Genomic DNA, 13,856 nt, shown 5'->3' with positions numbered 1-13,856 from the left:
CAAACGCCGGACGGGCTGAAAGACATACGCCCGTCCGGCGAGATCTCAGCCCCTCCGGCGTTTGAGGAGCGGGGGTTCGGGGGCCGGCCCCCGAGTACGGCCCTAGTGGCCGGCCGTGCCCGCCGTCGCAGGCGGCAGCTCGACCTGGACTCCCTTGTCGCCCGCGTCCGCCGTGTAGTCCTCGGCAGAGGTCTCGTCGACGCCCTCGGGTGCGTTGACGGCCTTCAGCACGAACGTCATCACCACCGTCACCACCACGTTCAGCACGAACGCCGTGAGCCCGATGTACCCGATCTCCCCGATCCCGGGAATCTCCTTCGACGACCCACCGAAGTGCTTCTGCGAAGGCGAAGCCACCCCGTACGCGGCGAGCGTGCCGTACACCATGCCGACCGCCCAGCCCGCGAGCAGCGCCCACCGGTGGAACCAGCGGGTGAACAGGCCGCCGACCAGCGCCGGGAAGGTCTGCAGGATCCAGATGCCGCCCAGCAGCTGGAAGTTGATGGCCACCGTCTTGTCCATGGTGAGGACGAAGACCAGCGCGCCCACCTTCACGAGCAGCGAGACCAGCTTGGAGACCTTGGTCTCCTGGGCGGGCGTCGCGTCGGGCTTGATGAAGTCCTTGTAGATGTTGCGGGTGAAGAGATTCGCCGCCGCGATGGACATGATGGCCGCCGGCACGAGCGCGCCGATGCCGATCGCCGCGAAGGCCACGCCCGCGAACCAGTCCGGGAACATGGTCTCGAAGAGCTGCGGGATCGCCAACTGCCCGTTCTCCACCTTGATCCCGGCCGCGATCGCCATGAAGCCGAGCAGCGCGAGCAGGCCCAACATCAGCGAGTACAGCGGCAGGAGCGTGGTGTTGCGCCGGATCACCTCACGGCTGCGCGAGGACAGCGTCGCCGTGATCGAGTGCGGATACATGAAGAGGGCCAGCGCGGAACCGAGCGCGAGCGTCGCGTACGTCCACTGCCCCGCCTCGCCCGGTACCAGGGAGCCGCGTGGCGCGCCGGTCGCCGGGTTGGTCTGGTTGTAGGCCTCGCCCGCCTTGGCGAAGATCTCGTCGAAGCCGCCCAGCTTGATCGGGATGTAGATGATCGCGACCGCGATGACGATGTAGATCAGCGTGTCCTTGACGAACGCGATCAGGGCGGGCGCGCGCAGCCCGGACGAGTACGTGTACGCGGCCAGCACACCGAAGGCGATGAGCAGCGGCAGGTCCTTGACGAACCAGTTGGTGTCCTCGCCGCCGCCGACGCCCATCACGTCGAGGACGGCCTGGATGCCGACCAGTTGCAGCGCGATGTACGGCATCGTCGCGAGGATGCCGGTGACGGCGACCGCGAGCGACAGCCCCTTCGAGCCGAAGCGCCCGCGCACGAAGTCCGACGTCGTCACATAGCCGTGCTTGTGCGACACCGACCAGAGGCGGGGGAGGAAGGTGAAGATCAGCGGGTAGACCAGGATCGTGTACGGGACGGCGAAGAAGCCGGCCGCGCCCGCCGCGTAGATCGCCGCCGGAACCGCCACGAACGTGTAAGCCGTGTAGAGGTCGCCGCCGAGCAGGAACCAGGTGACCCAGGTGCCGAACGACCGTCCGCCCAGGCCCCATTCGTCGAGGGTGTGCTCGTTGCTCGACCGGCGCCAGCGCGAGGCCATGAAGCCCATGACCGTGACGGCCAGGAAGAAGAAGATGAAGACGGCGAGTGCCACGCCGTTCACGCCGTCCTTCATGCGGACGCACCCCCCTTCTGCGACGGGCGGGCGGCCTTGCGGGCGCGCTGGTCACGGTTCCACAGCGTGAACGCGGTCATCGTGAGCGAGGTCGAGATGAGCACCCACAGCATCTGGTACCAGTAGAAGAACGGAATGCCGATGAAGGTCGGGTCGACCTTCGCGTACGACCCCACCCAGAGCATCGCCACGAACGGCGCGATCAGGCAGAGGGCGATCACCACGCGGACCGGTGTCACCACCGGTGGATTCTCCTCGGGCGCTCTTGGCGCGTCCGGTGTTTCTGACATGCGGCGGCTCCGTCCCCTCACTGATCACCTGTGCAACGCGCAGGAAATCTAAGGGACGGTTCCGCTTTATGGAACCCCCGTCCGCATAACGGATGTGCCGTGTCGTTCAACGACGGCGGTCGCTCCCGTCACGGCGTCAGCAGCAGCGGAAGCCCTGCCGGGGATCCTCCTCCTGACGGTCCGTACGCATCCGCTCGAACTCCCGCCGCGAGGGCACGTCCGCATCGGGCCGGGCGGTGCGCACATGGGCGACGTAACGGTCGTACGCGGACTCGTCGGTGAGTTCCCGTACGTACCAGCGCACTCCTCCGACCGCCCTAGCCGCGCGGTTCAGCGCCGACCGCATCGCGTACCTCCTCCTTCTCCTCCTTGGTCGGGATCAGCCCGGCCGGAGCGACGATCTGCGACTCGACGTACGGCGCCTCGCTGAGCGTGGAGAGCGCGGGACGGCGTATGTGCCGGATGCACACCCTCGTCGCGTCCGCGATCACGATGACGATGAGCAGGGCGAGAGCCGCCGTGAGGACACCGTCGACCGTGGAGTTCGTGACGATCGTGTGCATGTCGTCCATGTTCTTGGCGGGCGCGACGAGTTCGCCCCGGTCGATGCCGTCCTGGTAGATCGAGCGCTGCTTGAAGAAGCCGACGCGCGGGTCGCTGGAGAAGACCTTCTGCCAGCTCGCGGTCAGGGTGACCGTGGCGTCCCAGACGAGCGGGATCCCGGTGATCCAGGCCCACTTGAGGCGTCCGGACTTCACCAGCAGGGTCGTGCAGACGGCCAGGGCGACCGCGGCGAGGAGCTGGTTGGAGATGCCGAAGATCGGGAACAGCTGGTTGATCCCGCCGAGCGGCTCGTGGACGCCGACCCACAGGAAGTAGCCCCACAGACCGCAGACGATGCCGCTCGTGATGACCAGGCCGGGCTTCCAGCTCACGTTCTTGAAGGGTTTGTAGAGATTGCCGAGCGTGTCCTGGAGCATGAAGCGGCCCACCCGGGTGCCCGCGTCGAGCGCGGTCAGGATGAACAACGCCTCGAACATGATCGCGAAGTGGTACCAGAACGCGCGCAGGCCGCCTCCGGTGACCTCGGAGAAGATCTCCGAGACCCCGACCGCGAGCGTGGGCGCACCGCCGGTCCGCGACAGCAGGGACGACTCTTCGACGTTCTTCGCCGCGGCGGCCAGTTCCTCGGGGGAGATCTGATAGCCCCAGCTGCCCACCACTTGGCTGGCGTTCTGGACCGTGTCGCCGATGACACCCGCCGGCGCGTTCATCGCGAAGTACAGACCCGGGTCGATGATGGACGCCGCGATCAGCGCCATCACCGCCACGGACGACTCCATGAGCATGGAGCCGTAGCCGATCAGCCGGACCTGCGTCTCCTTCTGGATCATCTTCGGCGTGGTGCCGGAGGAGATCAGGGAGTGGAAGCCGGAGAGCGCCCCGCAGGCGATGGTGATGAAGACGAACGGGAAGAGCGAGCCCGCGAAGACCGGTCCGTCGCCCTGTGAGGCGAAGTCCGTCACCGCGTCCATCTTCAGGGTCGGCAGCGAGATGACGACGCCGAGCGCGAGCAGCCCGATCGTGCCGATCTTCATGAACGTGGAGAGGTAGTCCCGGGGTGCGAGCAGCATCCACACGGGCAGGATCGACGCGATGAACCCGTACGCCACCAGCCAGATGACCAGGGTCGAGGGTGCGAGCGTGAACGTGTCGGCCCACGACGACTCGGCGACCCAGCGGCCGGCGACCAGCGCGAGCAGCAGCAGCGCCACACCGATCAGCGAGACCTCGGAGACCCGGCCGGGCCGCAGCACCCGCAGGTAGAAGCCCATCAGCAGGGCGATCGGGACCGTCATCGCGATGGAGAAGGTGCCCCACGGCGACTGGGCGAGCGCGTTGACGACGACCAGCGCGAGCACCCCGAGCAGGATGATCATGATGGCGAAGGCGGCGAGCAGGGCGGCAGCGCCGCCGAACGGTCCGATCTCCTCGCGTGCCATCTGCCCCAGTGACCGGCCGTCGCGCCGGGTGGAGAAGAACAGCACGACCATGTCCTGGACCGCGCCCGCGAAGATCACGCCGACGATGATCCAGATGGTGCCGGGCAGATACCCCATCTGCGCGGCCAGCACGGGCCCCACCAGCGGTCCCGCGCCCGCGATCGCCGCGAAGTGGTGGCCGAGGAGCACCCGCCGGTCGGTGGGGTGGAAGTCGATGCCGTTGTTGAGCCGCTCGGCCGGGGTGGCCCGGGTCTTGTCGACCTTCAGAACCTTGTAGGCGATGAACTTCGAGTAGAAGCGATAGGCGATGGCGTACGAGCCGAGGGCGGCGGCGACCATCCAGGCGGCCGAGACCTCCTCGCCCCGCGAGAGCGCGAGTACGGACCAGCCGGCCGCGCTCACCAGCGCGACGAGGGTCCAGATGACGATGCTGCGGGGACTTGCCTTGCGGGGGCCTTGCGGAGATGCCGTCCGGGGGCTGTCGGTGCGCACGGGTCGTCCTCCCGTCCATGGGTGACGGGAGGACGGTAGAACAGGATCCCACCCAGCGCTACACCACGTGCATCCCCCGATCCCCACCGACCCAACTCACCTACACCCATGGGAGTGTGCGCTCAGCCATCAGGGGCGCGGGGAACGGCGCAGTCTTCTGGTCTTCGGGGGCGCGGGGAACGGCGCAGACTTTCAGGGGCGCAGCCCCAGGGGCGCGGGGAACGGCGCGACCAGCCACAACGCACCCGCACCCGACAACGCCCCCCCGGCCCACCCGGCCCAATCAGTCCGTGGGCCTCTTCAGCCGCGCGACGAACTTGTACCGGTCCCCCCGATACACGGACCGCACCCACTCCACCGGCTGCTGATCCTGATCGATCGAGTGCCGGGACAGCATCAGCATCGGCAGCCCCACGTCCGTACCGAGAAGCCCCGCCTCCCGAGGCGTGGCGAGCGACGTCTCGATCGTCTCCTCCGCCTCGGCCAGCCGCACGTCGTACACCTCGGCCAACGCCGTGTACAGAGACGTGTACTTCACCAGCGACCGCCGCAGCGCGGGAAACCGCTTCGCGGACAGATGCGTCGTCTCGATCGCCATCGGCTCGCCACTCGCGAGCCGCAGCCGCTCGATCCGCAGCACCCGCCCCCCGGTGGTGATGTCGAGCAGCTCCGCGAGCGTGTCGTCGGCGGTGATGTACCCGATGTCCAGCAGCTGCGAGGTCGGTTCGAGCCCCTGCGCCCTCATGTCCTCGGTGTAGGAGGTGAGTTGCAGCGCCTGCGAGACCTTCGGCTTCGCGACGAACGTGCCCTTGCCCTGAATACGTTCGAGGCGCCCCTCGACGACCAGCTCCTGCAGCGCCTGACGGACGGTCGTGCGCGAGGTGTCGAACTCGGCGGCGAGCGTGCGCTCGGGCGGTACGGGCGTTCCGGGCGGCAGGGTGTCGGTGATGTCGAGCAGGTGCTTCTTCAGGCGGTAGTACTTGGGCACGCGCGCGGTACGGATGGGGGCCCCACCCTCGTTCTCCGCACTGCTGACGTCGGTGCTCATACTCTGCCTTCCCGGCTTCGAGTGCCGATGCGGCCGACGTACGCGCCGGCCACGGCTCACATCGTGGCACGCCCAGCCGTGCGAGTGTCCTCCCGCACGCTGCGTGATCCCCTCTATATACCGTCGGGGTCCCTTTTGGTCTAGTCCACAGCGCGACCGGGGTACGCCGGAGACCCGGCCGCGACCTGCGCGAGGGCCCGCCCGTTCTGTCGGCCGTGTAGTGAAAGGTCCCTGCATATGTAGGTCGCGTAACGGACCGTCGGGACGGGCTTTTTCACCCTTGACACCCCTCTAGGTCTAGGCCAAGCTCCCCGTACTGGTCTAAACCATTGAGGACCAGGTCCCAGCCCCACGGGCAGTACTCGTCGTAAGTCACGCGGTGGGCAGGGGGGTTGCTGGCATCCCTGAGGAGGATGACGTGAATCGCAAGCTCATCGCGGCCGTCGGTGTCGCGGGCATGTTGATGTCGGTCGCTGCCTGTGGCGGCGACGACGGTGACGACGGTGGCAAGGCGGGGGCCGACGGCTACAAGGGCCAGACCCTGACCGTCTGGGCCATGGACGGCTCCACGCCGGAGGGCTGGACCAAGGACCTCACGGCCGCCTTCGAGAAGAAGACGAAGGCGAAGCTGAAGTTCGAGACGCAGCAGTGGAACGGCATCCAGCAGAAGATCACCACCTCGCTCTCCGAGGACAACCCGCCGGACGTCCTTGAGGTCGGCAACACCCAGACCCCGGCCTACGCGGCCACCGGTGGTCTCGCCGACCTGAGCGACCTCAAGGAGGAGATCGGCGCCGACTGGACCAAGGCCCTCAACGAGTCCTCGGTCTTCGACGGCAAGCAGTACGCGGCTCCCTGGTACTTCGCCAACCGCGTCGTCATCTACAACAAGAAGGTCTGGGCCGACGCCGGCATCACGGACACGCCCAAGACGCGCGCCGAGTTCTTCGACGCCCTGAAGACCATCGACAAGAAGACCGACGCCGAGCCGATCTACCTGCCCGGCCAGAACTGGTACTTCTTCGACGGCCTGACCATCGGCCAGGGTGCCGACCTGGTGAAGAAGGAAGGCGACAAGTACGTCTCCAACCTCTCCGACCCGAAGGTCGGCAAGGCCATGGACATCTACAAGGAGTACCAGTCCTACTCCAAGGCCCCCAAGGACAAGGACGAGGCGACCCCGCAGCAGGCCGAGGTCTTCGCCAAGGGCAACGTCGGCGCCTTCATCGGCATGGGCTGGGAGGCCGGCACGGCCATCGCGGCCAACAAGAAGATAGAGAAGGACATCGGCTACTTCACCATCCCCGGTGAGACGGCCGACTCGCCCGAGGGTGTCTTCCTCGGCGGCTCCAACTTCGCGGTCGCCGCGGGCAGCAAGAAGCAGGAGCTCGCCAAGGAGTTCCTGAAGCTCGCCCTGTCCGACAAGTTCGAGGGCGCGCTCGCCAAGGAGAACGGCGTCATCCCGAACAAGGAGTCGCTGCAGACCAACCTCGCGGGCAACGGCGCCGCCGAGGCCGCCGCTCCGGCCGCCGCCGGCGGTGGCACCACGCCGCTGATCCCCGAGTGGGCCGCCGTGGAGAACGACCCGAACCCGATCAAGGCCTACATGACCGCGGTCCTGAAGGGGAAGTCGCCCGCCGCTGCCGCCAAGCAGGTCGAGGCGGAGATCAACAAGCGGCTCGCGCAGAGCAGCTGATCACCTCCGTGCGGGGGACGGCCGGGCCGGTCCCGCCCGTCCCCGGCACGGCGGCGCATCCGACTGTGACTTTCGATGGTGGAAGAGATGGCGAGCATGTCAGTGCAGACCGAACGCACGGACACAGGCACGGCCGCCGCGCCCGGTGTCCGTAAGACCGACGTACCCCCACCCACCGACGACACGGGCACGGACCCCGGCAGAAGGCGTGGCGGCGTTTCCGCCCCGTACCTGCTCCTGCTGCCCGCCCTGCTCGCCACGGTGATCCTGCTCGGCTGGCCGCTGATCAAGAACGGCATGCTGTCGTTCCAGAATCTCAATCCGCGCCAGCTGATCCTCCACCTCACCGAGTGGAGAGGGATCGACAACTACACGGACGTCCTGAGCAGCGCGGACTTCTGGAAGGTCGTCCAGCGCACGGTCGTCTTCACCGCCGTGAACGTCGTCCTCACCATGGTGTTCGGCACGCTCGTCGGCCTGCTCCTCGCCCGGCTGGGCAAGCGCATGCGACTGGTGCTGCTGCTCGGCGTCGTACTGGCCTGGGCGATGCCGGTGATCGCCGCGACCACCGTCTACCAGTGGCTGTTCGCCCAGCGCTTCGGCGTCGTCAACTGGCTGCTCGCCAAGGCGGGCTGGACGTCGATGGCCGACTACAACTGGTTCGGCACCCAGCTCTCCACCTTCTCCGTGATCACCCTGCTGATCGTCTGGCAGTCGATCCCGTTCGTGGCGATCAACCTGTACGCCGCCACGACCACCATCCCCAAAGAGCTGTACGAGGCCGCCTCCATCGACGGGGCCGGCACCTGGAAGAGCTTCAGCTCCGTGACCTTCCCCTTCATCCGGCCGTTCCTGTGGGCGACGACCTTCCTTGAGGTCATCTGGATCTTCAAGGCCTTCCCGCAGATCTTCGCGATGAACAAGGGCGGCCCGGACCGGCTCACCGAGACCCTGCCGATCTACGCGTTCGTCGAGGGCCCCGGCAACCAGCACTACGGGATGGGAGCGGCGATCTCGTTCCTGACGATCCTCATCCTGCTGGCCCTGACGGCCTACTACCTGCGTACCGTTCTCAAGCAAGAGGAGGACGAGCTGTGAAGCGCTCCCTGATGGCCCGGCTGTGGCCCAACGCGACGGCCCTCGTCCTCTTCGTGGTCTTCACGTTCCCCGTCTACTGGATGTTCGCGACCTCGCTGAAGCCGACCGGCGACATCATCGCGGACACCCCGGTCTTCGTACCGACCGACATCACGTTCGACCACTTCAAGAAGGCCCTCGACGCCGACCACTTCTGGACGCTGGTCGGCAACTCCCTGACGGTGACCGTCCTCGCGGTGGTCTTCTCCCTCGTCATCGGGCTGCTCGCGTCCTTCGCGCTGGCCCGTATGCGCTTCAAGGGCCGCCGTGGCTTCCTGCTGACCTTCATGATCGCGCAGATGGCCCCCTGGGAGGTCATGGTCATCGCGATCTACATGATCGTGCGCGACGCGGACCTCCTCAACAGCCTCGTACCGCTGACCGCCTTCTACATGGTCATGGTGCTGCCCTTCACGATCCTGACACTGCGCGGCTACGTCGCCGCCGTGCCGAAGGAACTGGAGGAGTCGGCGATGGTGGACGGCTGCACCCGCAGGCAGGCCTTCGTGAAGGTCATCTTCCCGCTGCTCGCCCCGGGTCTCATGGCGACCTCGCTCTTCGGTTTCATCACGGCGTGGAACGAGTTCCCGCTGGTCCTGATCCTCAACAAGGACGCCGAGAAGCAGACGCTCCCGCTGTGGCTCTCCAGCTTCGAGACGACGTTCGGCGACGACTGGGGGGCCACCATGGCCGCGGCCTCGCTCTTCGCGATCCCGATCCTGGTCCTGTTCGTCTATCTCCAGCGCAAGGCCGTCAGCGGACTCACCTCCGGCGCCGTGAAGGGATAACGCCACCCGATGACCACCATCGCCTCCGGCACGGACACGCTGACCCGCGACGCCCTTGCCGTCCTGCAGCCCGGCTTCACCGGGACCTCCGCACCCTCCTGGCTGCTCCGGCGGCTGGGCGAGGGTCTCACCTCCGTCGGCCTCTTCGGCCGCAACATCGCCTCCCCGGACCAACTCGCCGCCCTCACCGCCCAACTGCGCGCGGAACGCGACGACGTCCTGGTCGCCATCGACGAGGAAGGCGGTGACGTCACGCGCCTGGAGGTGCGTACGGGATCGTCGTTCCCCGGCAACCACGCGCTCGGCGCGGTCGACGACGTGGCGCTGACCGAGGCTGTCGCCCACGAACTGGGCCGCCGGCTGGCCGCCTGCGGGGTCAACCTCAACTGGGCCCCGTCCGCGGACATCAACTCCAATCCCTCCAACCCCGTCATCGGCGTACGGTCCTTCGGCGCCGACACCGCGCTGGTGGCCCGGCACACCGCCGCGTACGTCTCCGGGCTGCAGTCCGCCGGAGTCGCCGCCTGCACCAAGCACTTCCCGGGCCACGGCGACACCGCGGTCGACTCCCACCACGCGCTGCCGCGCATCGACGCCGACCTGTCGGTCCTGCACGCCCGCGAGCTGGCCCCCTTCCGCGCGGCGATCGCCGCCGGCAGCCGGGCCGTGATGAGCGCGCACATCCTGGTACCGGCCCTCGACCCGGCCCACCCCGCGACCCTCTCCCGCCGCGTCCTCACCGGGCTGCTGCGCGAGGAACTCGGCTTCGACGGGCTGATCGTCACCGACGGCATGGAGATGCAGGCCATCTCCGCGACCTACGGCATCGAACGGGGCAGTGTCCTCGCGATCGCCGCCGGCGCCGACGCGATCTGCGTGGGCGGCGGGCTGGCCGACGAGGAGACGGTCCTGCGACTGCGGGACGCGCTGGTCACGGCGGTCCGCTCGGGCGAACTCCCCGAGGAACGCCTGGCGGACGCGGCGACCCGGGTACGGGCCCTGGCCTCCTGGACGACGTCGGCCAAGGACACGCCCGCGCCCTCGACCGCCTCGGTCCCTGACATCGGCCTGGTGGCGGCCCGCCGAGCGCTGACCATTACCCGCGGGCAGCACCACACCCCGCTCACCGAGGCCCCGTACGTCGCCTCCCTCACCCCGGTCGCGAACATCGCCGTCGGGGACGAGACCCCCTGGGGCGTCGCCGCCGAACTGCTGCGCCTGCTGCCCGGCACGGAGACCGGCAGCTTCACGGGGGAGGGGGCCGGGGCCGAGGTGCTCACGGCCGCCGGATCGCGCCGCGTGATCGCCGTCGTCCGTGACGTCCACCGCCATGCCTGGATGGCCGAGGCGCTCGACACACTGGTCACGGCCCGCCCGGACACGATCGTGGTCGAAATGGGCGTCCCCCAGGCGCCACCCCAGGGCGCCCTCCACATCGCCACCCACGGAGCGGCCCGAGCCTGCGGCCTGGCAGCGGCAGAAGCCATCACGGAGCCGTAGGCCACCGGCACACTCAGGGGCACGGGGAACGGCGCAGTCTCTTGTCTTGAGGGGCGCGGGGAACGGCGCAATCTTTAAAGGGCGCGGGAAACGGCGCGACCAGCCACAGCGCACCCGCACACGAAGGCACCGGGTTCACCACGGGGGAACCCGGCGCCTTCACATGCGTAAACCGGCTACCGCAGGTACGGACGCCGACCGCAGGAGCGTCGTGGCCGGCCGCGCAGTTCCCCGCGCCCCTAGGGCGGTCAGATCCCCTGCCAAGCGGGCTTGTTGGAGTAGGTGTGCCGGAAGTACTCCGCCAGCTTCAGCTTGGACGCAGCCGCCTCGTCCACCACAACCGTGGCATGCGGATGCAACTGCAGCGCGGAAGCCGGGCACACCGCCGCGACAGGCCCCCCCACCGTCGCCGCCACGGCATCGGCCTTGCCCTCACCCGTGGCCAGCAGCACCAGGTGCCGCGCCTCCAGGATCGTCCCGATGCCCTGCGTGATCACGTGATGCGGCACCTGCTCGATGTCGCCCTCGAAGAACCGCGCGTTGTCGATCCGCGTCTGCTCGGTCAGCGTCTTGATTCGCGTACGGGAGGCCAGCGACGAGCACGGCTCGTTGAACCCGATGTGCCCGTCGGTCCCGATCCCGAGCAGTTGGAGGTCGACCCCGCCCGCCTCGGCGAGCGCCCTGTCGTACGCCTCGCACGCCGCCTTCACGTCCTCGGCGGTCCCGTCCGGCCCAATGAACGCGTCCATGTCGAGCCCCAGCGGCTCCAGCACCTCGCGCCGCAGCACGGACCGGTACGACTCGGGATGCTCGGCCGGCAGCCCCACGTACTCGTCGAGCTGGGCGACCCGCGCGCGTGAGACGTCCACGGCCCCGGAATCCGCCTTCGCCGCCAGCGCCTGGTAGATGGGCAGCGGCGTCGAACCGGTGGCCACTCCGAGCAGGGCGTCGGGCTTGCGCAGGAGCAACTCCGCCATGGCCCCGGCAATGAGCTCGCCACCCGCCTTGGCGTCCGAAACGATGACAACTTCCACGCTGGGCCTGCCGTTCTGATGGGAGGGACTCATCCACACATGTGGTATAGACCAATCTAGCAGAGGACCCTTCTCCAGTCGCGTCTTCGGCCGGCCCGACTCGCCATGCGAATCCGGCCCCGCCGGTGAACCGCTCGGGGTTAGGCTGCGTGGTGGAAGTAGGACGCGAGTTGTTGGATTAAGAGACAACAACAAACATCCGACAACGCATGGACACTCAGAGTGGTCTAGTCCAGAATTATGGGCAAAGCCCAGGAATGAAACTGAATGATCAAGCCTCCGTCTTCCCCGCACAGGAAGGCGGATCGAGGAGCCGGCGCTCTCTGCCCTGACTGCACCGGATCCTCATCCTTCGGCCGATCGGGACCGCACACCCCGCGGCCGATGTTGCTCCGGGCTGCGGTGCCGGGAGGGCTGAGGGTCCCTCTCAGGCGCCGCGGCCCGCGGGTGTCTCCGGGGCCCCTGCGAGTGGCCGATTTCGGGTCTTGTCGTACCTGACGGGTACGCTCGCACACGTGCCCTCCATGAACGACCTCGTACGCCAGCACACCGCGCTCGGTGACTCCGACCTCGAGTGGCTGCATCTGCTGGTCTCGGAGTGGCAGCTGCTCTCCGACCTCTCCTTCGCCGACCTCGTCCTGTGGGTCCCCACCCGCGACGGCACCCGCTATGTCTCGGTCGCCCAGATGAGGCCCAACACCGGCCCCACCTCCTACCAGGACGACATGGTCGGCCACCTCGTCCCGCGCGGCCGCCGCCCCATGCTGGACGCGGCCCTGGACGAGGGCCGGATCGTGCGCGAGGGCGACCCCGAGTGGCGCGAGGAGGTCCCCGTACGGGTGGAGTCGATCCCCGTGCGCAGGGAGGGCCGGATCCTCGGGGTCATCGCCCGCAACACCAACCTCCTCACGGTCCGCACGCCCTCACGGCTCGAACTCACCTATCTGCAGAGCGCGTCCGACCTGGCCCAGATGATCGCGGCGGGCTCCTTCCCGTTCCCCGACCAGCAGGTCGACATGGACGCCTCGCCCCGCGTGGGCGACGGCCTGATCAGAGTGGACGCGGACGGCGTCGTCCAGTACGCGTCCCCGAACGCGCTGTCGGCGTACCACCGCCTGGGCCTCGCCTCCGACCTGGTCGGCCACCACCTCGGCCGGACCACCGCCGAACTCGCCCCGTCCCGTGGCCCGGTGGACGAGGCGCTGGCCAAGGTCGCCAGCGGCTGGGCGCCCCGCGAGTTCGAGATCGAGAGCGACGACGGCGTGATCCAGCTGCGCTCGATCCCGCTGAAACCCAAGGGCACGCGCGTCGGTTCCCTGGTCCTCCTGCGCGACGTGACCGAACTGCGCCGCCGTGAGCGCGAGTTGATCACCAAGGACGCGACCATCCGGGAGATCCACCACCGGGTGAAGAACAACCTCCAGACGGTCGCGGCCCTGCTGCGCCTCCAGGCCCGCCGCATCGAGTCCGACCGGGGCCGCGAAGCCCTCGAAGAAGCGGTGCGCCGGGTCGGCTCGATCGCGATCGTGCACGAGACGCTCTCCCAGAACCTGGACGAGCGCGTGGAGTTCGACGAGATCGCCGACCGGGTGCTCTCCATGGTCGCCGAGATCTCACCGGGCAAGGTCGTCGCCCGGCGCACCGGCCGCTTCGGCATACTCGACGCCGAGGTGGCGACCCCGCTCTCCATGGTCCTCACCGAAATCCTGCAGAACGCCCTGGAGCACGGCTTCCGCGAGGGTGAGCGCGGCACGGTCGAGGTGTCCGCGGTCCGCGGCGGCTCGTCGAAGGAGAACCGCCTGCTGGTCACGGTCCAGGACGACGGAGTGGGCCTGCCCGAGGGCTTCGACCCGCACCGCTCGGGCAACCTCGGCCTCCAGATCGTACGGACGCTGGTGGAAGGCGAGTTGGGCGGCACCTTCGACATGGTCCCGGCCCCGGAGCGCGGCACACAGGTCGTACTGGACATCCCGGTGCAGACCCCCAAGTGACCCGGGGCATATGAGCTGCCTGGATATGCCAGGCAGCCCGGAGCCCTCTCGGACCCCTCGCGCAACTTTCGTACCTCCCGCACCACTACTTCACGAACACGCTGCGTAATCTTCACTGCGGTGAGCACAGCAATGAACCCCGG

11 protein-coding genes are annotated in these 13,856 nt (G+C 68.3%); 5 read left to right on the top strand and 6 right to left on the bottom strand.

Features of this window, described 5'->3' with window-relative positions; genetic code table 11:
- Positions 1-102: 102 nt before the first annotated feature.
- From mctP to OHS59_RS15875, 5 genes are all read right to left on the bottom strand, one after another.
- Positions 103-1,734, bottom strand: a complete 1,632-nt coding sequence (gene mctP, locus OHS59_RS15895) for a monocarboxylate uptake permease MctP (protein WP_328494051.1) — start codon at positions 1,732-1,734, stop codon at positions 103-105.
- On the bottom strand, positions 1,731-2,024 hold the full coding sequence (locus OHS59_RS15890) for a DUF3311 domain-containing protein (protein WP_328494050.1): 294 nt from the start codon (positions 2,022-2,024) through the stop codon (positions 1,731-1,733). Before OHS59_RS15890 ends, mctP begins: the two co-directional genes overlap by 4 nt.
- Positions 2,025-2,160: 136 nt before the next feature.
- Positions 2,161-2,370: a YbdD/YjiX family protein gene (locus OHS59_RS15885; RefSeq protein WP_328494049.1), complete on the bottom strand. Its 210-nt coding sequence runs from the start codon at positions 2,368-2,370 to the stop codon at positions 2,161-2,163.
- On the bottom strand, positions 2,342-4,519 hold the full coding sequence (locus OHS59_RS15880; RefSeq protein ID WP_328494048.1) for a carbon starvation CstA family protein: 2,178 nt from the start codon (positions 4,517-4,519) through the stop codon (positions 2,342-2,344). Before OHS59_RS15880 ends, OHS59_RS15885 begins: the two co-directional genes overlap by 29 nt.
- A 283-nt stretch (positions 4,520-4,802) precedes the next feature.
- Positions 4,803-5,567 carry a GntR family transcriptional regulator gene (locus OHS59_RS15875; protein ID WP_328494047.1) on the bottom strand — a complete coding sequence of 255 codons (765 nt, stop codon included), beginning with the start codon at positions 5,565-5,567 and terminating at the stop codon, positions 4,803-4,805.
- A gap of 418 nt (positions 5,568-5,985) precedes the next feature.
- Here OHS59_RS15875 and OHS59_RS15870 point away from each other — a divergent pair, with 418 nt between their 5' ends.
- From OHS59_RS15870 to OHS59_RS15855, 4 genes are all read left to right on the top strand, one after another.
- Positions 5,986-7,263: an extracellular solute-binding protein gene (locus OHS59_RS15870; protein ID WP_328494046.1), complete on the top strand. Its 1,278-nt coding sequence runs from the start codon at positions 5,986-5,988 to the stop codon at positions 7,261-7,263.
- A gap of 96 nt (positions 7,264-7,359) precedes the next feature.
- Positions 7,360-8,361 carry a carbohydrate ABC transporter permease gene (locus OHS59_RS15865; protein WP_328494045.1) on the top strand — a complete coding sequence of 334 codons (1,002 nt, stop codon included), beginning with the start codon at positions 7,360-7,362 and terminating at the stop codon, positions 8,359-8,361.
- Positions 8,358-9,188 (top strand): carbohydrate ABC transporter permease, encoded by an 831-nt coding sequence (locus tag OHS59_RS15860; protein WP_267027198.1) that lies wholly within the window; start codon positions 8,358-8,360, stop codon positions 9,186-9,188. The genes OHS59_RS15865 and OHS59_RS15860 overlap by 4 nt, the downstream gene beginning before the upstream one ends.
- Before the next feature lie 9 nt (positions 9,189-9,197).
- Positions 9,198-10,688, top strand: coding sequence for a glycoside hydrolase family 3 protein (locus OHS59_RS15855; RefSeq protein ID WP_328494044.1), 1,491 nt, complete (start codon positions 9,198-9,200; stop codon positions 10,686-10,688).
- Positions 10,689-10,936: 248 nt separating this feature from the next.
- Here the strand turns inward: OHS59_RS15855 and nagB are convergent, their stop codons facing one another.
- Positions 10,937-11,722 (bottom strand): glucosamine-6-phosphate deaminase, encoded by a 786-nt coding sequence (nagB, locus tag OHS59_RS15850; RefSeq protein ID WP_328499224.1) that lies wholly within the window; start codon positions 11,720-11,722, stop codon positions 10,937-10,939.
- A 524-nt stretch (positions 11,723-12,246) separates the two neighbouring features.
- On the opposite strand from nagB, the gene OHS59_RS15845 reads away from it, so the two are divergent.
- Positions 12,247-13,713, top strand: a complete 1,467-nt coding sequence (locus OHS59_RS15845; protein ID WP_328499223.1) for a sensor histidine kinase — start codon at positions 12,247-12,249, stop codon at positions 13,711-13,713.
- The last annotated feature ends 143 nt before the right edge of the window (positions 13,714-13,856 follow it).

It is taken from the genome of Streptomyces sp. NBC_00414, from assembly GCF_036038375.1.
In the GTDB taxonomy this organism is placed as follows: Bacteria; Actinomycetota; Actinomycetes; order Streptomycetales; family Streptomycetaceae; genus Streptomyces.
Note: the sequence above shows the minus strand (reverse complement) of the source record. Positions and strands in the feature narration are given on the sequence as shown.

Bases quoted from the DNA above. Each gene is read 5' to 3' on its own strand.
- OHS59_RS15855 (WP_328494044.1), top strand. From the start codon at position 9,198: ATGACCACCATCGCCTCCGGCACGGACACGCTGACCCGCGACGCCCTT.
- OHS59_RS15865 (WP_328494045.1), top strand. From the start codon at position 7,360: ATGTCAGTGCAGACCGAACGCACGGACACAGGCACGGCCGCCGCGCCC.
- OHS59_RS15875 (WP_328494047.1), bottom strand. From the start codon at position 5,567: ATGAGCACCGACGTCAGCAGTGCGGAGAACGAGGGTGGGGCCCCCATC.
- OHS59_RS15845 (WP_328499223.1), top strand. From the start codon at position 12,247: ATGAACGACCTCGTACGCCAGCACACCGCGCTCGGTGACTCCGACCTC.
- OHS59_RS15885 (WP_328494049.1), bottom strand. From the start codon at position 2,370: ATGCGGTCGGCGCTGAACCGCGCGGCTAGGGCGGTCGGAGGAGTGCGC.
- mctP (WP_328494051.1), bottom strand. From the start codon at position 1,734: ATGAAGGACGGCGTGAACGGCGTGGCACTCGCCGTCTTCATCTTCTTC.
- OHS59_RS15890 (WP_328494050.1), bottom strand. From the start codon at position 2,024: ATGTCAGAAACACCGGACGCGCCAAGAGCGCCCGAGGAGAATCCACCG.